This window comes from Streptomyces misionensis, assembly GCF_900104815.1.
Taxonomy (GTDB): Bacteria; Actinomycetota; Actinomycetes; order Streptomycetales; family Streptomycetaceae; genus Streptomyces; species Streptomyces misionensis.
In genome coordinates this window covers 1,350,211-1,370,205 of the sequence record NZ_FNTD01000004.1, presented here as the reverse complement: position 1 = coordinate 1,370,205, position 19,995 = coordinate 1,350,211, and the positions used below count along the sequence as shown (strand labels likewise).

Annotated in this window: 13 protein-coding genes and 1 pseudogene; 6 read left to right on the top strand and 8 right to left on the bottom strand. The window is 71.4% G+C overall.

Going from position 1 to position 19,995, the window contains the following annotated elements; all coding sequences use genetic code 11:
• Positions 1-73: 73 nt before the first annotated feature.
• The 3 genes from BLW85_RS07705 to BLW85_RS07695 are packed head-to-tail and all read right to left on the bottom strand — an operon-like array spanning position 74 to position 9,386.
• Complete coding sequence (locus tag BLW85_RS07705) at positions 74-1,267, bottom strand: FAD-dependent monooxygenase (protein ID WP_074991648.1); 1,194 nt, start codon at positions 1,265-1,267, stop codon at positions 74-76.
• Positions 1,264-8,532, bottom strand: coding sequence for an amino acid adenylation domain-containing protein (locus tag BLW85_RS07700; protein ID WP_079172608.1), 7,269 nt, complete (start codon positions 8,530-8,532; stop codon positions 1,264-1,266). Before BLW85_RS07700 ends, BLW85_RS07705 begins: the two co-directional genes overlap by 4 nt.
• Positions 8,533-8,579: 47 nt before the next feature.
• Entirely contained in the window at positions 8,580-9,386 is an 807-nt protein-coding gene (locus tag BLW85_RS07695; protein WP_244174843.1) for a thioesterase II family protein, read from the bottom strand.
• A 614-nt stretch (positions 9,387-10,000) separates the two neighbouring features.
• On the opposite strand from BLW85_RS07695, the gene BLW85_RS07690 reads away from it, so the two are divergent.
• Both BLW85_RS07690 and BLW85_RS07685 read left to right on the top strand, forming a co-directional pair.
• A complete protein-coding gene (locus tag BLW85_RS07690) occupies positions 10,001-11,272 on the top strand; it encodes a hypothetical protein (RefSeq protein WP_208624822.1) in 1,272 nt (423 codons plus the stop codon).
• A gap of 151 nt (positions 11,273-11,423) precedes the next feature.
• The gene (locus tag BLW85_RS07685) at positions 11,424-11,828 is read left to right on the top strand and encodes a hypothetical protein (RefSeq protein WP_074991645.1); all 405 of its coding nucleotides are present in this window, start codon (positions 11,424-11,426) and stop codon (positions 11,826-11,828) included.
• A 117-nt stretch (positions 11,829-11,945) separates the two neighbouring features.
• Here the strand turns inward: BLW85_RS07685 and BLW85_RS40765 are convergent.
• Both BLW85_RS40765 and BLW85_RS07675 read right to left on the bottom strand, forming a co-directional pair.
• A pseudogene (locus BLW85_RS40765) lies at positions 11,946-12,520 on the bottom strand (transposase); the annotation flags it as partial.
• A gap of 160 nt (positions 12,521-12,680) precedes the next feature.
• Positions 12,681-13,322: a hypothetical protein gene (locus BLW85_RS07675; RefSeq protein ID WP_143060430.1), complete on the bottom strand. Its 642-nt coding sequence runs from the start codon at positions 13,320-13,322 to the stop codon at positions 12,681-12,683.
• Positions 13,323-13,497: 175 nt separating this feature from the next.
• Between BLW85_RS07675 and BLW85_RS07670 the strand changes: the two genes are divergently transcribed.
• From BLW85_RS07670 to BLW85_RS07660, 3 genes are all read left to right on the top strand, one after another.
• A complete protein-coding gene (locus tag BLW85_RS07670; RefSeq protein WP_244174841.1) occupies positions 13,498-13,974 on the top strand; it encodes a hypothetical protein in 477 nt (158 codons plus the stop codon).
• A 156-nt stretch (positions 13,975-14,130) separates the two neighbouring features.
• Entirely contained in the window at positions 14,131-14,340 is a 210-nt protein-coding gene (locus BLW85_RS07665; RefSeq protein WP_070028060.1) for a hypothetical protein, read from the top strand.
• A gap of 76 nt (positions 14,341-14,416) precedes the next feature.
• Positions 14,417-15,109 carry a restriction endonuclease gene (locus BLW85_RS07660; RefSeq protein WP_079172297.1) on the top strand — a complete coding sequence of 231 codons (693 nt, stop codon included), beginning with the start codon at positions 14,417-14,419 and terminating at the stop codon, positions 15,107-15,109.
• Between the two features lie 372 nt (positions 15,110-15,481).
• Here BLW85_RS07660 and BLW85_RS07655 read toward each other — a convergent pair whose 3' ends face one another.
• The 3 genes from BLW85_RS07655 to BLW85_RS07645 all read right to left on the bottom strand — a co-directional run bounded on the left by BLW85_RS07655 (position 15,482) and on the right by BLW85_RS07645 (position 19,208).
• A complete protein-coding gene (locus BLW85_RS07655; RefSeq protein WP_074991643.1) occupies positions 15,482-17,887 on the bottom strand; it encodes a DnaJ C-terminal domain-containing protein in 2,406 nt (801 codons plus the stop codon).
• The gene (locus tag BLW85_RS07650) at positions 17,884-18,321 is read right to left on the bottom strand and encodes a hypothetical protein (RefSeq protein WP_074991642.1); all 438 of its coding nucleotides are present in this window, start codon (positions 18,319-18,321) and stop codon (positions 17,884-17,886) included. The genes BLW85_RS07655 and BLW85_RS07650 overlap by 4 nt, the downstream gene beginning before the upstream one ends.
• Before the next feature lie 401 nt (positions 18,322-18,722).
• Positions 18,723-19,208, bottom strand: a complete 486-nt coding sequence (locus BLW85_RS07645; protein WP_070028057.1) for a DUF3515 family protein — start codon at positions 19,206-19,208, stop codon at positions 18,723-18,725.
• 198 nt (positions 19,209-19,406) lie between these two features.
• Between BLW85_RS07645 and BLW85_RS07640 the strand changes: the two genes are divergently transcribed.
• Complete coding sequence (locus tag BLW85_RS07640; protein WP_079172295.1) at positions 19,407-19,916, top strand: RICIN domain-containing protein; 510 nt, start codon at positions 19,407-19,409, stop codon at positions 19,914-19,916.
• Positions 19,917-19,995 lie beyond the last annotated feature (79 nt).

The window sequence follows — 19,995 nt, the reverse complement described above, 5'->3', positions numbered from 1 at the left end:
GGACGGGCATCCGGCACAACGGCTCCGAGCGGCTGACGGCACCCGCCGCCCCGGCTCCCCGAAGGCCCGCGGCTCAGGCCGACGGCGACGCGGGCCAGCGCAGCAACCCGAGCAACTGCTCCCGCAGTTCGCCCTCGTCGGCGTGGCGCAGCGCGTCGTCCCGGCGGCGCCGGGCCACCGGGTCCTCCAGCTGCTCCATCTCGCTGACCGACCGGGAGGCCGCCACCACCCCGCGGACCCGTTCGCGCCGCAGATCCTCGTAGCGGCGGAACGCGGCGGCCGGGTCGTCGCGGGAAGCACCGAGGCAGCCGGCCAGGACGACCGCGTCCTCGATCGCCATCGCCGAACCCTGCCCGAGGCTCGTCAGCATCGGGTGCGCGGCGTCTCCGAGGAGGGTGACCGGGCCCTCGCCCCAGCGCTCCAGGAACGGCCGGTCGTGCGAGGGCACCGCGAGCACCGACTCCATCGGGGTCGCGCGGACGATGTCGCACACCTCGTCGGCCCAGCCCGCGTACGTGTCCAGGATCTCGGTCTTGTCGCCGTCCCAGTGGCGGGACCGCTCGGCGGGCATGTTCTTCGTGCCCCACCAGTAGTAGCGGCCGTGGCCGACGTCGATCAGGCCGAACCTGCGGCCGGCACCCCAGTAGTGGCCCACGTAGCCCGCCGGGAGGTGCGGCCGCGCGAACGGGGTGACGGCCAGCCAGCAGACGTAGCCGCTGTCCCGGGTCTCCTCGGCGCCGACGAGGCCGCGGCGGACTGCGGAGTGCAGCCCGTCCGCGCCGATCAGCGCGCTGCCCCGCACCGACGCGCCGTTCTCGAAGCGCACGGTGACCCCGTCGGGCCCCGGCTCGTACCCGGCCACCGTGTGGCCCAGGGCCAGCGGGATCCCGGCGGCCTCGGCCAGCAGGGCGTCCTGGAGGTCGGCGCGGGTCACGCACACCGACGGCACGCCGAGCGCGTCCGTGACCGCCTTCAGCGGCTGCTCCCGGATCAGGTCACCGGTCTCGTCGAGGATGCGGAACGTCTCGATGTTCCGGCCGCGCTTGGACAGGTGCAGATCGATGCCCAGCGACGCCAGCGCGGCGACGGCGTTGCTCATCACGGACAGTCCCGAGCCCGCCGCGCGCAGCCGGGAGGCCCGCTCGTAGACGCGGACGGGGACCCCGGCACGGCGCAGGGCGATGGCGGCGGTCAGTCCGCCGATACCGGCCCCGGCGACGATGACCGGCAGACGGGGGGACGACGTCTCGTGCGCGTGGGATGTCATGCTCCGACTCCTGCGGGGGAGGGGACGGCCGAGCCGTCGAGGATGCGGCCGATGACGTCGGCCGTGTGCTTCACATGGGGGTCTTCGACGATGGACAGGTGGTCGCCCGGCACGTGCACGGTGTGCAGCCGGCCGCGGGTCATCTGCCGCCAGCCGTTCAGCGGGTCCTCGTGCCGGCTGCCGCCCGCGGTGTGCATGGCCAGCAGCACCTCGGGCAGCGGGTCGGTGGCCAGCACCAGGGTGAGGTCCTGGTCCGGCACCTCGGGCCGGTACTCCAGCGCGGCGTTCCAGTTGGCCTCGTAGACCCGGAACAGCCGGCGGACCACGGCGCCCGAACTTCCCGGCGGCAGCACCCCGGTCCGCGCCGCGAAGTCCGCGATGAAGTCGAACTTCTCCGCCAGCGTGGTCAGTTCGGCCGGAATCGCCTCCAGCGGCGACGCCCCGCCACGGCCGAGCCACAGCAACTCCCAGAAGAACCAGCCGAGGAGGGCGTTCTCGTCGCTGCGGGCCCGGTGCCCGGGAGCCAGGACCGTGGTGTCGAGCAGCACCAGATCGGCGACCTCCTCGCCGGCCCGGGCGAGCTGGAGGGCCATCTCGAAGGCCACGAAGCCACCGAAGGACCAGCCACCGATCGTGTAGGGGCCGTGCGGCTGCACCCGCCGCAGCGCGGCGATGTAGTCGGCGGCCAATTCGGGCACCGAGCGGCGGGGTTCGGAGCCGGGGTCGGCGCCCGCCGCCTGGAGCCCGTACAGCGGCAGACCGTCGGGCAGATGGCGGGCGAGCTGGACGTAGCACAGGACGTTGCCGCCCATGGGGTGCACCATGAACAGCGGGCGGCGGTCCCCTTCGGGGCGGATCGGCACCAGCGGATCGAAGGTGACCGAGGCGTTGCCGCGCCGCAGCCGCCGCGCGAGCCCGGCGACGGTGGGCGCGGCGATGAACTCGGACAGCGGGACGACGACCCCGTAGCGCTGCTCGATGGTCACCATCAGCCGCATCGCGGTCAGCGAGGTGCCGCCCAGGTCGAACAGGTCGTCGTCGACGCCGATCGCGTCGGCGGGCAGCTCCAGCAGGTCGGCCAGGGTCTCCGCCAGCACCGCCTCGTGACTGCCCGGGGCCGGCCGGGCACCGCGCGGCCGTGCCTCCCGCGCGGGGGCGGTGGCGGCCAGCGCCCGGTCGTCGCGTTTCCCGGACGGGGTCAGGGGCAGCGCCGCAGTCCAGGTCAGGGAGGAGGGCACCAGGTACGACGGCAGCACCGAGCGCAGATGGCGGAGCAGTTCCCCGGTGTCCGCCCGGTCCCGGTCGCCGACGAGGAACGCGGCGAGCGTGGTCTCGCCGTCGGCCCGCCGGCGCGGCACGACCGCCACCTCCCGGATGCCGGGCCGGTCCGCGGCGAAGCCGAGCACCGCGGCCTCCACCTCGGCCGGCTCCACCCGGTAACCGCGTATCTTGACCTGCCCGTCCGCCCTGCCGGTGCACACGATGTCCCCGCCGGGCAGCACGATCGCCAGGTCGCCCGTGCGGTACAGGACGTCGCCCGGGCCGCCGTACGGATGGGCGACGAACCGTTCGGCGGTCAGGTCGTCGCGGCCCTCGTACCCCTCGGCGAGGCAGACTCCGCCCAGGTGGATCTCGCCCTGGACGCCGGGCGGCACCGGCCGCATCCGCGCGTCGAGCACCAGCACCTGCGCGCCGTCCACGGGCCGGCCCACGGGCGGCAGTTCCGGGAAAGCGGCCGGGTCGCCGGTCATGCTGTGGCGGGTGACCACGTGCGACTCGGTCGGGCCGTACTGGTTCTCCAGCAGGACGCCGGGCAGGGCGGCGAGGAACCGGCGCAGCGCGCCCGTCACCCGCAGCTGCTCGCCGGAGGAGACCACCACCCGCAGCCGCCGCGGCACCAGACCGAGCGCGTCGGCCGCCTCGGCCATCTGCTGCAACGCCACGAACGGCAGGAACACCCGCTCCACGGCCGCCTCGTCCAGCAGCCGCAGCAGCGCCGGCATGTCGCGGCGCTGGTCCTCGTCCGCGAGCACCAGGGTGCCGCCGCCGCAGAGCGTGGAGAAGATCTCCTGGAAGGACACGTCGAAGCTCAGCGGCGCGAAGTGCAGGGTGCGGCCGCCGACGGCCCCGCTGGGCACCCGGTTCTGCCACCCGATCAGGTTCGCCAGCGCCCGGTGCGGCATCGCCACGCCCTTGGGGACCCCGGTCGAGCCGGAGGTGAACAGCACGTACGCGGTGTCCAGCGGGTCGGGCCCCGCGAAGTCGTCCGCACCCGGGCCGGGTTCCCCGGGCGCGGTCAGGGACTCCGCGGACAGCAGCGGCGCGCGGTCCGCCACCAGGTGGGCGTGGCGAGCGGTGGCGACGATGCGGCGGGGGCGGGCGGTGGCGGCCATCACGGCCAGCCGGGACGGCGGATACGCCGGGTCCAGCGGGACGACGGCGGCCCCGGCCAGCAGGACACCGAGGACCACGGCGACCGTCCGCGGGCCCCGGTCCATGGCGACGCCGATCCGGTCGCCGCGGCGCACCCCGTCGGCCCGCAACCGGTGGGCCACGGTCCGCGCGGCACCGGCCAGCCCGGCATAGCTCCACGTTCCGGTGCCGTGGACCAGGGCGGTGGCCTCCGGGGTGCGGGCGGCCTGCGCGAGGAAGGCGTCCGTGACGCACTCCGGGCTCGCCGGGGCCGGCCGGGGGCGGCCCGGCTCCGGTGCGAGAAAGTCGAACCCGGCCTGCTCCAGCGGGTGTTCGACCATCCGGCGCACCACCGCGACCAGGGTGTCGGCCAGCAGTTCGGCCTGGTCCCGGTCGAACACCTGCCCGTCGCAGTCGACGCGCAGGACGATCCGCCCGTCCACCGGGTCGTGCAGGACGTTGACCAGCAGGGCGAAGTTGGTCTCCTCCCAGGTCCGGAAGTCCAGCAGCCGGATGTCCGGCAGCGTCAGCACCTCGGCGAGCTGCCGGAAGTGGACGTAGTTGAACGCCGTCTCCAGCTCACTGCCCGGGTTCTCCTCCTGGATGGCGCTGAGCGGGTAGCGGCGGTGCGGGAAGGACGCGCGCTCCCGGCCCAGCGCCTCCCGCGCGAGGTCGAACCACCCGGCGCCGGAGGTGGGCAGCCGCAGCGGCACGGTGTTCAGGAAGAGACCGAGGGCGTCCTCGCCGCCCTCGCCGGTCCGCCCGTGCGTGATCAGCCCGGTGAGCACCTCGGGGGCGCCCGTGAACAGGCCCAGGGTCAGGCAGTGCGCCGCCAGCAGCACCGACTTGACCGGCGTGCCGTGCGTGCGGGCGGCGGCGCGCAGCGCGTCGGCGAGGCCGGCCGGCAGGTCCCGGTGGCACACGATCTGCTCCCCGCCGGCCGGCGGGCGGTGGGCGCGTGTCCCGGCGATCCGCGGCGCGTCGGCACCGCGGACCACGTCCCGCCAGTAGGCGCGGCTCTCCGCGGAGCCCAGGGCGGCCCGTTCGGCGGCCACGTGCGCCGCGGGGGAGGGCAGCGGGCGGCCGGGCACCGGACCGGTGCCGAGCCCGAGGGCGTGCGCGTAGTCCCGCAGCAGGTCCCGCAGCAGGTTGGCGACGCTGGCGCCGTCCAGCAGCGCGTGGTGGAAGCTCAGCATCAGCTCCACCGTGTCGGGGCGGACGTACGCGCGCAGGAAGAGGAGCGGCCCGTGCTCGAAGTCGTAGTCGTGCGTGCGGCGTTCCTCGACGTGCCGCAGGATCTCCGCCTCCGCCTGCGCCGCGGGGCGATCACGCAGGTCCACGCTGTCCGCGATGTCCCGTGCACGCGGGTGGATCACCTGCAACGGCTCGGACACGCGGGCGAGTGCGAACGTGGAGCGCAGCACGGGGTGCCGGGCGGTCAGCCGCGCGGTGGCGGCGCGGAACGCCGCCTCGTTCCACGGCATCCGCAGCACGTAGCGGAAGACGTCCTTGTACACGGCGGAGCCGGGCCGGCGGCGGGAGTGGAAGATCAGGCCGAGCTGGAGCCGGGAGAGCGGGTGGGCGTCCTCGGCGTCGCCGAGCGCCGCCCGGTCGACGCGGGACACCAGCTCGAAGGGGCGCGGTCCAGCCGGCGCGGTGTCACCGGCCGGGGGGTCGGTGACGGTGACGGCGGCGAGCGCCGCGACGGTCGGCGCGGCCACGAGGTCGCCGAGCCGGAAGCGCAGCCCCTGCCGCTCGGCCCTGGACCGGACGGTGAGCAACCGGATCGAGTCGCCGCCGAGGGCGTAGAAGTCGTCGTGGACGCCGACCCGCGGCACCTCCAGCACCTCCGCCCAGATCCGGGCGAGCGCGGCCTGCACCGGGTCCGTCGCCTCGCCGTCGCCGGCCGGGCCCGCGAGGTCCCGCGGGTCGGGCAGGGCCCGCAGGTCGGTCTTGCCGCTCGGGGTGAGCGGCACCCGGTCGATCCGGCACAGCAGGGACGGCACCATGAACGCCGGGAGCCGGGCGAGGAGCGCGGCGCGGAGCCGGTCCGCCCCCGGATCACCGTCGCCGGCCACGTAGTAGGCGGTCAGCCGGGCGCCGCCCCCGGAGCCGGTGACGGTGACCACCGCGTCCCGCACCCCGGGCAGTTCGCGCAGCGCGGCGGCGACCTCGCCGGTCTCCACCCGGTTGCCCCGGATCTTCACCTGGCCGTCCGAGCGGCCGAGGTACTCCAGGGTGCCGTCGGCGAGCCAGCGGGCGACGTCCCCGGTGCGGTAGATCCGGCCGCCGGGCACGAACGGGTCGGCGGTGAACCGCTCCTCGGTGAGCCGGGGCAGCCCCAGGTAGCCGCGGGCGACCTGCACGCCCCCGATGCACAACTCCCCGGGGACGCCCGCGGGCTGCAACCGGCCGTGCTCGTCCAGGACGTACAGCCAGGTGTTGTCCACCGGCCGGCCGATGGGCACCCGGCGCACCGCGGCCGCCGGGTCGCCGGGGCAGTCGTACGCCGTCACGTCCACCGCGGCCTCGGTGGGCCCGTACAGGTTCACCAGCCGCGGCGGCCCGGCGGGACCCGGACGGAAGGTGCGCGCGAAGCGTTCCACGTGTCCGGGCGGCAGGGCCTCGCCGCTGCAGAAGACGTACCGCAGCGAGGACGACCCCTGCCCTCCCAGATCGAGGAAGGGGCCGAGCATGGAGGGGACGAAGTGCAGGACGGTGACGCCGTGGTCGCGCACCGCGCGGGCCACCTCCCGGGGGTCCTTCTCGGCCCCGGGCGGCAGCAGCACCAGCCGGGCGCCCTCGGCGGCCCACCAGAACAGCTCCCACACCGACACGTCGAAGGAGACCGGGGTCTTCTGGAGCAGCACGTCGCCCGCGCCCACCGGGTACAGCCGCTGCATCCAGGCGAGACGGTTGACCGCGGACCGGTGTTCGATCATCACGCCCTTGGGCCGGCCGGTCGACCCGGAGGTGTAGATCACATAGGCGAGGGAGTCCGGGCCGGCGCCGGTGACGGGAGGGGTGTCGTCCTGCCCCGCCTCCAGCTCGGCCACCCGGTACGCGTGCGGCCGCCCGGCCGCCCACGGCTCCCCGGCGCCCGCGTCGTCCAGCAGCACCGCGGCGGCCCGGCTGTCGTCGAGCATGTGCGTGATCCGTCCGGCCGGGTAGTCCGGATCCACCGGCACGTACGCGGCCCCGGCCTTGAGCACGCCGAACAGGGCCGCCATGAGGTCCGGCCCGCGGCGCAGCGCCACCGCCACCCGGTCCCCGTCGCCGACACCGGCCGCGCGCAGGCCCCGGGCGACACGGTTGGCGCGGCGCTCCAGCTCCCCGTAGGTCAGCGAGCGGCCGGTGGCGGCGTCCATGACCGCCAGGGCCCGCGGCTGCCGGGCGCACCGCCGCTCGAAGAGTCCGTGCAGGGTGCCGGGCTCGCGTTCCGGAGCGGCGGGGCCCCGGCCCAGGGCGAGCAGGGCGTCCCGTTCCTCCGCGCTGGTCACCGGCACCGTGGACAGCGGCGCCGCCGGATCGTCCAGGCAGCCCGCGAGCAGCCGCCGCAGCTGCCGGGCCACCGCCTCGATCGGCAGGTCCTCGTCGAACACGTCCAGCGCGTACACCAGGTCGATCTCCATGCCCGGGACGTCGTTGAAGTCCCGCACGAAGACGTTGAGCGCGGACTGGTCGTACCCCGGCGTCCGCATGCCGGTCTCGCGCCGCACCCCGCCGACGACGGCGGGCCGCTCGTAGCGCAGATAGGAGAGCGTCACGTCGAACAACTGCCGGGAACCGCCCGCGCCGTCTGCGGCCAGACCGGTCAGCAGGTCGCCGAGGGCGAGCCGTTCGTGCCGCTGCAGCTCCCGGATCGCCGTGCGGGTCTCGCGCACCAGGTCGCCGACCGGGCGGGCCCCGGGGCGCGGCAGCGGCAACGGCAGGGTGTTGGCGAGCTGCCCGAGCGGCGCCGCCTGCCAGCCGGCGCGGTTCAGCAGCGGGATGCCGAGAACGATGTCGTCGCTGCCGTGCAGCCGGGTGAGCAGCCCGCCGAGGACGGCCGCGACGTACGCGAAGGGGGAGTGACCGGCGGCCCGGACGCGCCGCACCAGCGCGCTGTCGACCGGCACCGTCACGATGCCCCGGCGCCGCTCGCCGCTCGGCGCCCGGCGTGTGAACAGCGCGGTGCCGGCGTCGGCGAGCGCGGCGCGGTGGTACGCGAGGTCGTCGGCGAAGTCCTCGCCGGCCCGGTAGCGGGCTTCCTCGGCGAGGAAGCCGGCGACCGGGACGGAGTCCGCGGCGGGCGCCGGGGTCCCGGCGCGGCGGCGCCCGTACTCCGCGAAGATCTCCTGGCTCACCCGGTTGCAGGTCCAGCCGTCCGCGACCAGATGGTGCATCGTCAGCCGCAGGACGACCGTGTCGGGTCCCTCCACCAGCAGGGTGGCCCGGACCGGCGGCCCGTCCCGCAACGGCAGCGCGCGCAGCAGGTCGGCCTCCAGCCACGCGGAGCAGGCCGCTGCCGGGTCCTCCTCGTGCGACAGGTCGAGCTGCCGCACCGTGGGCGCCTCGGCGCCGACCCACTGTACGGGCGTCCCGTCCTGCTCCTCGAAGCACAGCCGCAGCGCGTCGTGCCGGGCGAGCACCGCGTCGGCGCTCGCCATTAGCACCCGCCGGTCCACGGGCCCGGTGAGACGTTCGGTCAGACAGCAGTTGAACTGCGGGTCGTCCGGGTGGAGTTCGGCCGCGACCCACACGTCCCGCTGGTAGGCGGTCAGCGGGAGCAACCCGGGGCCGGGCGACGCGTCGGGCCCCGGCGCCGGTGCGGCGGCCGCGGGGGAGGGGGAGAATCGGTCTTCTAAGTTCATGATCACACCAAGGGATGCGGAGGCGGGGCCGGGGGCGTCCGCCCGCGTTACGCGGACAGTCGGGGAGTCGGGGGTGTGTGCACGGCGCGCAGCATCCGGACGAAGTGCGGCGCGATCTCGGCGGCGTGCTCCTCGGGGAAGAAGTGACCGCCCGGGAGCCAGGTGTGGCCGAGGTAGTGGGAGGTGCGGTCGGCCCAGTGCGTCATCGCGTCGGGCTCCACCATCAGCGGGTCGGCGTCGCCGCCGTAGGAGACCAGCGGGCAGGTGACCTCCGCGCCGTCGTCGGTGAAGGTCGCGGCCACCCGCAGATCCGCCCGCAGCGCGGGCAGCACCCGGGCCAGCAGCGCCGGGTCGCGCTGGATCTCCTCCGGGAACGAACCGAGGCGCCGGACATGGGCGAGCAGATCGGCCTCCGGCATCTCGCTGTCCGCCAGGGTCGCCCGGAAGAAACCGCGCGGCGCCCAGCCGGACACCCCGAGCAGCACCGGCGCCGGCCGGCCCTCGGCCACGAGGCGGCCGGCGAGACGGAACGCGAGGTGTGCCCCCAGGCAGTGCCCGAAGACGGCGTACGGCCGCCCGTCCAACTCGCCGACGACCGCGTCGTGCACGGCGCCGTAGAGGGCGTCCCAGTCCCGCAACGGCGGCTCGGCCAGGCGCGCGTCCCGGCCGGGCGAGGTGAGGGCACGCGGCGCGACGTCGGACGGCAGCAGCGGCAGCCAGTCACGGAACATCGCCGCGCCACCGCCCGCGTGCGGCAGCAGGAACAGCAGGACGGAGGCGTCCCGGTCCGCCTCCAGCGGGTGGAACCAGCGCCCGGGAGCGGACATGTCGGTGGGCAGGGGCATGGAGGTCATGGCGGGAATCTCCCTGACACGGATGACGACGGAGCCGGCCAGCATGTACACCACGCCCGCCCCGGTGCCGGCGGCACGTCGCCCGCGTCGTGGCGTCCACTGCTCGACGCACGAACCTCGGTGCACACCCCTCGCCACCGGTGGTCGACGGCACACGGGGTACGGGCCAGGCCGCGCACAGCTCGACGTACTCACGGACGCACTCGTCCGACAGGCGCAGGCCGACGAGGACGACGGGCGGTGCGGAGGCCATGACCTGAACTCATCCCATTTCCGAGCCGGGGTGCGGGCATACCGACGTGCTGTTCCGAGCCGAGCGACCACTCACGGGGCGTGCGGGCCTGTTGCGGCCCATGCTGGCAAGAACCGCTGATCTTCGAATGACACGGGGCTGACGTGACCAGGGGGCACGGCGGGGACCGCGGTACGCGGAGGCCGTCCGATCATCCAGGGTTGCCCCGGGATCCGGCGTCACGAACAAGGCCGGAGTGCCGGAAACGACGCCTGCCGTATCCCCCGCCGCATCGCCGCGCGACGACGAGGTGCCGTCGAAAGGCATGCCCGGCCGTCGGCGCCCCTGCTCCGCAGCCGGGCTGACAGTACGGTCGTGCCCCATGGAAGCAGAAGAAGCTGAGCGTGCAGTTCGAACCGTCCATGAGGCTGCCGCCCACGCGTTAGATCGGCCGAAGGACATCGCTATTTCACACACGAAGAGTGAGGAAGCCGATGCCAAGTTGGCCTTGTTCAGCGGTGTAATGGACGATTCCAACGCCAGCATGCGGAGCGTTCTGCCCGTTTGGGCCGAGATGGCCTCTGGTGATTTCAGGAGTTCGTACCCAGGGGACCGTTCACACCTATGGGTTGCTCTCGGCGCGTTCCTCGCACTAAACGAAGACCGCGCCGGGACGCTCGCTGACAAAGGCTTCCGGATCCTGGATTTGATGGGCTGCCTCAAGAGGGAACTTGCCGTCGTGCTTGCCTCGAAGGTTTTCTCGGTTGGCCCCAACGGTTGGCCGCGGCGCGACGCCGACAACATGTGGCCCGCAAGCACCTTCTGCGCAACCGCGTGGACGCTGGCCTTGGCCAGGCATGAACGTGCTGGTTGTCTGACCGTTGCCGACCAGCCGGTGCTCGCTGCCTTTCGCGCCCACCCGATCATCAGCCGCCACCTCGCCACGGACGCCAACAAGGGGGAGGTCTGGTTCGCGCTGCTCAAGGAGCGGCTGCACCGCTACCCGTTGGACGATCGACAGGTCGCCCCGACACAACTCGGGAACGCCATTCGGCGTTTCGAGGAGTACGGCTACGACCGCTTCCGGCTCGACTCACAGGTGCTCTGGCACGAACTAAACGCTGCCGCCCCGGATTCGGCACGCCAGCAGACCGATGACGCCCGGATGAGCGTCGACTTCTTCATCAGCTTGCTCTACGGGCACCTGCTCGTCGTCGCGGCTGCCATCGTTGACCTCGCCGTCGGCAACGCGTCGCCTCCTTGGCTGGTCGCAGTGACGATCGCGGGTTTGCTGCTGACGATGCTCTGGTACCGCCTGGCGGTCGTGGCCACCGACGAGTGGGCGGGCGCAGTCCGGGCCATGGTCAACCTCGGGCAACACCCCCTTGCCGCAGCGTTCGGGCTCACCCTCCCTCAAAGGGTCGAGGACGAACGCGCCATGTGGCGCCTCACGAGCCATCTCGTCGGCACCGGCTTCAGTCCAGGGCTGTCCGCTCTGGACGCCTACCGAACTGCCCCCGGGGAAGCGAGCGGGGCACCCACACCGACCCTGACCCACCCCACGCTGCCGGCGGCTCGTTCATCTCCAGCGGCGCCAGCAACCGCTGTCGGCCCACCGGCCAGTGGCGGCGCGCCGGCAGAGCCATCACCATGACACCGTCTTCGTCTGCTCCTTCGCGCTCGCTGTCCGTCGGCGTCGAGCCGCGGCAGAACCACCCGGCGAGCTGAAAGAGCGCTTTGCCCTGTGGGGGTGTTTGGTTAGTCGCGGCAGGTCACATGGTTAGTGGGCGTGCCAGGATGCGTTCATGGAGTGCGATGTGTGTGGACGGTCGATGCGGCGATGGCCAGCGCCAGCGACCGAGTGGGAGGAAGACATCTGGTCCTGCTCGTGGTGTCATGCCACCACTCATGTCGGTGGTAAGTGGTTCGAAATCGCGCGGCCGCCATACATGTCGATGGAGATGCGCTGGGAGAGGGCCTTCGCAGACGGCCTCCCTGCCGAAGTTTCCCACGCCTTCGGCACCTTCGGCGCGACCCTTTGTGGCATTCAGGAAGCCGACATGTCACCGTCCGACAACTTGTGGATGCCGGAACGGGACAACGCCTGCAGTGCCTGCCGCGAAGCGGCGGTGGTCATCGATGACCGCTGGCCGCAGGCCATGAGGGGTGAAGACGCGCGGGTCAGTGTGGTTCGACGATCAGGCGCCTGATAGCGATGCCCGAGTTGTCTGAGGTGGACTGGCGGCTATGAGTCCTTCAGGCCGGAGTCGACTCCCGGCTGAGCCTACGAATCATCAGGTCGATTGAGCCAGTCGAAGGTCGCCACCGCGTTGGACGTCTTCGACGTCGATGCCGAGTCGGGCACCGTGGTCAGACGGCCTTCGTCCGGTAGCCAGTGTCGACCCATGCCTTGGTCACGCGAGGTTTCGCGGTGGCGGTGGCGATGCGGGAGAGCAGGTGGATGCTTCCGGTTGTCGCAGACGCTGGCTGCGGTGACCCAGACGGCCAGTAGAAGTACGGGTGTCGACGCCGATATGGCGCTTGGGGCCTGCGAATTTCTTGCCGGCATCGATGCCCTGGCTTGCCTGGCGCATTGGCGGAAATATTGATGCTCTACGCGTCCAGCACGCAGGCGCTCGGCTCGGCGTTACGGCCTTCGGCTTACGCGCCAAATGACGCAAAAGGCCGTTGAGTTGCCGTAGACGGTTTCCAAAGGGGAGAAGCCGTGCGCCACGCAGCGCCAGGTGATCCCGGTGCGGTCGACGTCGACGTAGAGGGTGGCGTCCATGAGGCGGCGTAGGTCGTGCTCGGGCGGACGGCCGATGTCCAGACCCTTGCCTCTGTGCTCGGCCCGCCACGCGGTGAGCGTGGGGCCGATCAACTCCCAGCGGGCATCGGGCAGGTCGCTGGAGTGCGGGCGCTGTCACGTCATGTTTCGGTAGCACCGCCGCGCACGACGCGGCCTCATTGACCACCCCAGCCTCAGCAGCACGGATCTGCACGCCGGGGAAACGCCACCAAACAACTCGGTGAGGACAAAAGGCTCTTCAGGAAGCCGTCTCTCAATCGATCTTGGAATGTGCAGATCGAACAGGAAGCAGTGGAGGGAGGTTGGCGGCCGTGTACTCGTCCGCTATGCGGAACACGCTCGCGCAATGCGGACACTCCGCGCGGCCCATGAGATACGGGATCCCTTCGGCCAGTCGGTCCTGGCCGTCACGGACTGCAAGGTTGTACATCCACTGCCCCATGCCGTCGAGCTCCGCAACGGCCGCCGGCCGCAAGTCGCGCCGGTCGACATCGCCCGCGTCCCAGTTTCGGCAGGCCGAGTAGTACCCGTATCCGCCGATGGCGATGGTCACATTCAGGGAGCAGTGCGGACAGGCCACTTCGTAGAAGTCGTCGCTGAAGTCACCTAGGGCGGCACTCCAGTGGAACTGCCCCTCGATCGCGAGGAGGGTGCGAAAGCCCCAGATGTAGTCAGCCGGACGCGTTTGGAGACGCTGGTCCACCAGCTCCCGAAGCTCCGCGATGACGTCGGGGCTCTCCACGAACATGCGTTCGCCCTGGTCGTCCGTCATCGCGCTGCGCACGATGGCCCCGGCCATCTCCAGCGCTTGCGGTTCGCTCCGGGCGAGCGCGACCAGACGTGACAGCGCGGCAAGACTCCCTGCGACGAGGGTCTCTCCCTCAATGCACAGCATGGTCCATAGCTCGCGCCACACCCTCTCGCTGTCGGCCCCTGCCTCTACCTGATCCAGGAGTACTGGCAGGAGCTCGGCGGTCCGAAGTACGTACGGGCGCCCCCATTTCGTCACCCTCACATTCAAGCGTGCCGAGAGCCACCCCAAAGGCGGAGGCTGGGCCCAGTGCCTCCTCGTGCTCATCACCACCGACATCTACTGGAACTCCGCCTGGCAGAAACTCCGCTCGCCGCAGTTCCACAGCGGTCTCTACCTCGCCCAGTGGGTCCACACCGACAGCCAGGTCAAGGAGCGGCTCCCGTACCGGCGCCAGTACGCCGTGCCAGCGCCTGTTCGCCGGTACGCGGGCAATCTCACCGATCGGGACATCCACCTCTGGCGCATGGTCGCGGCGACCGTCATCGCGGCCGAGATCGCGCTCCCTCCCGCCCTGCTCATCGCGGAGACGGCGCCGTACGCGGTGGCCGCGGGGATCGGGATCCATGCGGCCTTCACCTGTCTGAAACCGCGCCAGCTCATCACCTTCTCCGCCTCACGGCCGCAACCCACCTTGCATTCGCTCCTTGAAGTTCCGACAACTCCTTCGGTGCGACCGACCAACTGGTCGACCCGGGCCTCCCGTCGAGCCTGGAACCGTTCGATGGAGGCGTAAGGCGCGGCGCTGCGCTATTCGGCCAGTCCCGATGGCTTTGTGCCATTCGTCGTCAACCCGGTCCCGACATCACTGAGGCCCGACTACATAAGGAGGCTGGGGTTGGCGTGCTGCCGTCCCAGCTGGTGGCCGGTCGTGTGGGGGAGGATGGGACGGTTGCTGACCATCAACGTGGCGGTGCTGCTCGCAGTCATCGCGTTCTTCCGGCTGCGGCGACGCACGCAGGCCCGCAGCCGGAACGAGGAGAGGACCACCGCCGTCATCATCCTGGCGCTGGGCGTCTTGATCGCGCCCACCCCGGCCGGCCAGGGGATCGTGAACATCTTGGGACAGCTCGCGAGCGGCGTCACCGAGGCCGGCCGATGAGTCCTCACACGCGTACGGGCCGGACGGCGCCCGGTGATTCGCGCTGCGGGGCACGGGTTGGGGGAGCGGGGGAGTGATGGCGGCACGTCGACGGCGCCGGCGCTTGAAGAAGCGGACGCGCAGGCAACTGCGTGGCTGGAGCGCGGTGGCGGCGGTGGCCGCCGCGGTGTGGGTGGCCCGGCACTGGGAGGTGGTGTGGCCCGTCCTGGTGGCCGTGCTCGCCGCGGCCGCGGTTGTCGCGATCGGCTGGGCGCTGCTGCGATCACACCGTCTCGCGGTCGGCCAGGACCGCGCGTGGCGGGCGCAGGAGCAGGCCCGGGCGCGGGAGTTGTCGATGGGCGAGGTCGACGCGTTGTCGTGGCAGGAGTTCGAGACATACGTCGCGGAGCTGTGCCGGCGGGACGGCTGCACGCAAGTCGTCGTCAGCGGAAAGAGCGGCGACCTGGGCGCGGACGTCGTCGGCTACCTCCCCGACGGCCGCAAACTGGTCGTCCAGTGCAAGAAGTACGCGCCGCACCGCAGCGTGTCCTCACCGGACATGCAGAAGTTCGTCGGCACTGCCCGCCTCGAGCATGGCGCAGACGTCGCGCTGTTCGTCACCACCTGCCGCTCATTCACGAAGGCCGCCCTGGACCTGGCGCTGCGCCAGGACATCGTGGCCATGCACCGCGACCTGCTGGGCTCCTGGGTCAAAGGCGCTCACCTGGAAACCCTGATCCCGCTCAACGGCAGCGGCGGCGGCGGCATCAGGCGGCGCCCCTCTGCCTGACTAGCGGCCGGCTTCTCGGCCGGCGTCTCCCTCGATCGAGAGCCTCTACGAACGAGCGCTGTTCGAACGCCGCAGCCGATGCCTTGACGAGTTAGCACTATGAGGTGTCTCTGGGTTATGAGCCCAGCAAACTACCGAGCTGCTCCACCGCACGTCGGTGACACCACCGTCTACCACACGCGCGGCACCTGCAGGGATTTACCGGGCCGCTCGCACCGTCTGGCCTCTGCACGATCGGCACCGGCGCCCTTGCGAGGTTTCACCCAGCGTCCCCGATGGATGATCCGGCCGGACGGCGGATGGTGGGGCAGCCAGAGCGGTGTGCGTGTCAATCGCGTCGTCGTGGCGGTCGATCACCACGGTGACACGGGATCAGGTCTGGTGTCGTTCACGGAGTTCTATGTACAGGTCCCCCGGGGTTCCTCCGTGGAGGTCGGAACCGCCCTCGCCTGCCACCCGGATGCGAATGCCGTCCCGAACCCCGGCCGGGATTCTGACGGAGAGGGTACGTCGGGCGCTCACCCGGCCCTGGCCGGCGCACTCGCCGCAGGAATCCCCAGCGGTGGTGCCGCTGCCACCGCAGGTGGCGCATCGTACGTCCGCGACGAAGCGGATCTGTTTGACGGTGCCGGACTGCGCCTCCGTAGGGGTGATGTCCACCTCGATCAGCAAGTCCTGGCCTCGGTGGTTCCCGGACGTCGTTCCGGAGCCGACCGTTGGGGACGTCGGCCGGCTGCGAACATCCGGGCCCGCCGCCGCGGCACCGGAGGGCGGTCCGTACCGCTCGGCCAACCGGTCCCGCAGCCTGGCGTGGCGGAACTGGTAGACCGATCCTGCCTGCCGCAGGACGCCCCGCCGGTGGGCATCGGCGAGGAAGGTCCCCAGCCGCCAGGGCATCAGCCCCCGGGCGGCGAGAATCGACCGTGCCAGCAGGTAGTCGGCCCACGAGGACTGTGTGAGCGCCGCCAGTGAGGCGAAGGCCACCGCCAGCGCCGCGAGTCGGAAGGCCGGTGCCAGCGGATATCCAGCCGGTGAGTAGGGCCGGGAAGGGTCGGCCAGCGTGGTGGCGAGGACCGGTGCGGTGATGAAGGGAACGAGCAACACGACCAGTCCCGCGGCCGCGACCAGCGCCCGCCGCCGACTGACGGCGAGCGAGCGGTGCGGACTGCCGGCCTCGTCGCGGTCGACGCGCGTTCCCGCCATGACCATCAGCCAGGTGTACAGCAGCAGGGTGAGCACAGCCGTGGCCAGTGCCACCACGAAGAGCAGGACCTGCACCGCAGGACTGTCCGGCGCCGCATCCACGACGGTGCCCAGGCCGGCCGCGAGCACCATGTACAGGCTCATGGGGTTGGCTGCGTGGTCCACCAGCATGCGAAGGTTCGGCCGGAACCGGACCCTTCCCCGAGTCAGGCCGTCGGGGATACGAAGGAGGGCGCCGAGGAAGAGGCTTCCCACGTAGAGGATGACGAGCGGGCCGCCCGCCTCACCGATGGGGGCCAGCTCGTCTCCGCCGAGTACCGGGAACGAGGTCCACAGCATCATCAACGCCACCACGAGTACTGGCCTCCACCTGTGCCAGTGCGGTGACCGGCGGCGCAGTTCCCACCACGCGAAATCCTCGCTGCGCAGGTCGGTGAGATGGCGGGCCAGGGTGGCCAGCCAGCGTTCGGCCGTGCCTGCGCGCCACTCCCGTGGCGGGCGCCGGCCGCGTGGTGGGGGCGGTGCTGGGCTATCCGGGTACACGGCGGAGACGAAGGCGTCCAGGAGGTGGCGTTCGATCGCCGCGGCGCCGGGGAACCGCGACGATCGGGCGAGTTCGGCGGGGCAGGTGTCCGGCGCCCGGTAGGAGATGCGGGCCAGCCAGAGCATCAGTGGCGTGGACAGGCACCGGGCCAGCGCGCCGTGCGGGTGCTCCCGGAGTTCGTCGAGCACCGGTTTCCATCGTGCCGAGTGTTGCGGAGTGGCGCTGCTGCGCAGGTACTCGGCGGCGGTCTCGGCGGACAGGGGGTCCGCCCGTACGACCGCGGCCGAGCGCAGCACGGATGCACTCCGCACCGCGTCCGCGTATGCACTCGTTCGGCAGGTGAGGATGAGGGGACCACCGGCTGCCAGGGTGTCGTTGAGGCTCTGGAGGGCCACCGGAGCCTGGTCGGGTGACAGTTCGTCCAGGCCGTCGAGCACGGGCATGATCCGCCTGTCGCGGATGAGGTCCCGTGCCATCTCGACCGTCAGGTGCGGGTAGTCGCGGAGTAGGTGGTGCTCCAACCAGGTGTGCAGATGCTCCTGGCCGGGCCGCCAGGACGCGATCGGCAGCAGGACGGGAACGGCGTCACCGGCGCCCATCATCTGCAGCAGCTCGATCACCAGGAGCACGGCCAGTGTCGTCTTGCCGGCTCCAGCCTCGCCCAGCACCACCAGCCTACGCTGCCTCAGCGCGAGGAATGCCCGGGCGAATGCCCCCAGGTCCGCGCCGCTGCCATCGGCGCTGCCGCCGGTCAGGTGCGGGTGGTCGCCGAATTCCGGGTCACGCACGGCCCTCCAGGGAACCGGAATCGGCACCGGGTCGAACAAGCCGCGCACACGGGCCTCTTCGCGCCACTGCGCCAGCACCGTGCGGGCGAGGTCACGTGCCGCGGCTTCCACGGGATCATCGATGACGAGCTGGAAGTAATTGTTCTGGACACCACCGGCCCCCACGTTGATTGCCGTTGCGCCGTAGAAGGTGTTGCCCGATACCCCGCCCGTCCCCGAGCCGCCGGATGCCGCAGCGGTCATGCCCCCGGCCCGAAGTGGTTGTCCTGCCGGTTGTAGTCGCCGACCTGGATCGCGGCAGGCCCGTGGAAGACGTTTCCCTCCACTTGAGTACTGCTGCCGACAGCGGTGCGCACCTGCCCCACCAGGGCGCGCAATTCGGCGGCCGCCTCCTTACGTGCGGGCTCGTCCAGATCCTCCAGCAGCATCTCGAACCGGCTCCGCCACCCCTCGGCATGCACCAAGCGCACCTGATCCCCCTCGTTCCCTCCCGCCGAGTCCAAGGCGTCCGCGGTCCGGTCCAGCCGATCCAGCTGAGCGTGTTCGCGCTCCCGGTCGCCCCGGCTCAGCAATCGGGCAACCCGCTGCCGCACGCCCGCCCACGCGTCCGTGCCCGCAGCCTGCACCACCGCCGTGCCTCCGGCGGCCGCGAGCGCCGTCATGGTCTCCGCCAGCATCCCCGGTTCCTCCCCGTCGTCCTTGTTCCGTCGACCGTACCGCCGACAATGACGCTCCACAGCGCCGTTGAACGACAAGGCTGACAGGCCGGTCGGTGGCAGCGGTCGCAGAGCCGACGCCCTCTCCGCCGGGGTGCCCCTATGGTCTTGGTCAAGCAAGACTGGAACAGCAGTGCCTCCTAGCACTGGAGTGGTCGCAAACCGGGCGCTACCAAGGGGCCGGTGCACTCATCCGGGGTGCGCTGCGCGACTTCCACATCACCCTCGGCCTGCCGCAGATCGGTGAGCATGCGGACGGCACCTCCGATGCCGAGATCGATAAGTTTTCCCAGTCGAGAGCAGAAGCCGACGGTCGCCTAAGCAGCCGGGCCCGCACGTATGACGAGCGGGCCCGGCGCAAGTCACTGGGCATCCAAACAGCGGCCGGTCTTTCGGATTCCCTCCATCAGAGGAGACAGCTCCAGGATCGCCTCGTCCGTCCGCACCCCCTGCACGCGGACGGCGACTTGCGTGGCCGGCGTTCGACCAAACGTCACGATGACCTTGCGATCCGGGGACGACTGCCGCTCGTCGAGCACCCAGTCGACCCCGTTCGCCTCGAAACACGGATCCGTCGTTGCTGTGGGGCTCGCGACACCGCAGCGCAGGATCACATCCTGATCGCCCCACACCACTACACCGTCGAGTCCGACAGACCGGCGTTCCTTGCCCGCCAGCCGTCCAGGCGCCTTCCCGGTGAGTTCCCGGCAGTGCGTGTCTCCCGCATGCGCGGCAGCCGTCAGGCCCCGTGCCGGATCGTCCAGCAGCCGAGCCGTCACCCCGCCTCCCACGGCCAGGACCACGATGCCTGCGACGACACCAAGAGCCAGGCGGCGTGAACGCTTCATGGTTGGAAGTCGACCCCCTGTGAGCACAGCGATACGAGGGCCACCGTAGGGCACCGAATCAGACGACTCCACACCGGGTACGACCAGCCTCCCTTTAGGGCAATGCCCCATCAGACACCTCCCTAACGGACGTAGCAGACATGGGTAGTTCGCGTTTACGTTCGGTGCTCGCCATGTCACTCAAACGGGGAGGACCAAATGCCTAAAGCAGCTGGATCACTGCTGCTCACCGCAGTCGCGGCCGGAACGATGACGGGTCTCGCCGCGCCGTCGGCCGATGCCGCGCCGCAGGCCAAGGACCCCTACGCACATGTTCGTCTGGAGCGCGTCTGGGCGGCTCACACCTGCCTCTCCATGGGAGGCAGCACGAAGCAGAACGCTCAGCTCACCGTCGGTAAGTGCTCCGGCGACAAGTCGCAGCGCTGGACCCTCCACCGGATCTACAAGAACGACTCGCTGTTCACCATCAAGAACGACAAGTCGGGCAAGTGCCTGAACGTCGACAAGAAGAGCCACATCGTCCAGTACACCTGCCACTCCACCTGGAAGGCGCAGCGCTGGATGCTGAGCGGCTCCCGCATCTGGAGTGAAGCTCGCAACGGCAAGGTCATCGCGTCGAACTCGACGAAGGCCGGCTCCCACCCCTACCTGGAGAAGGCCGGGAGCTCCAACCCGGCTCGTGGGCGCCAGGAGTGGGGCCTGTCCTGACCCACGGGGGCGGCTTCCGAGCGACGGTCCGGACCGACGTCTCGAAAGCCGCCCCCTCGTGCGCGCTGACAAGTCCTCA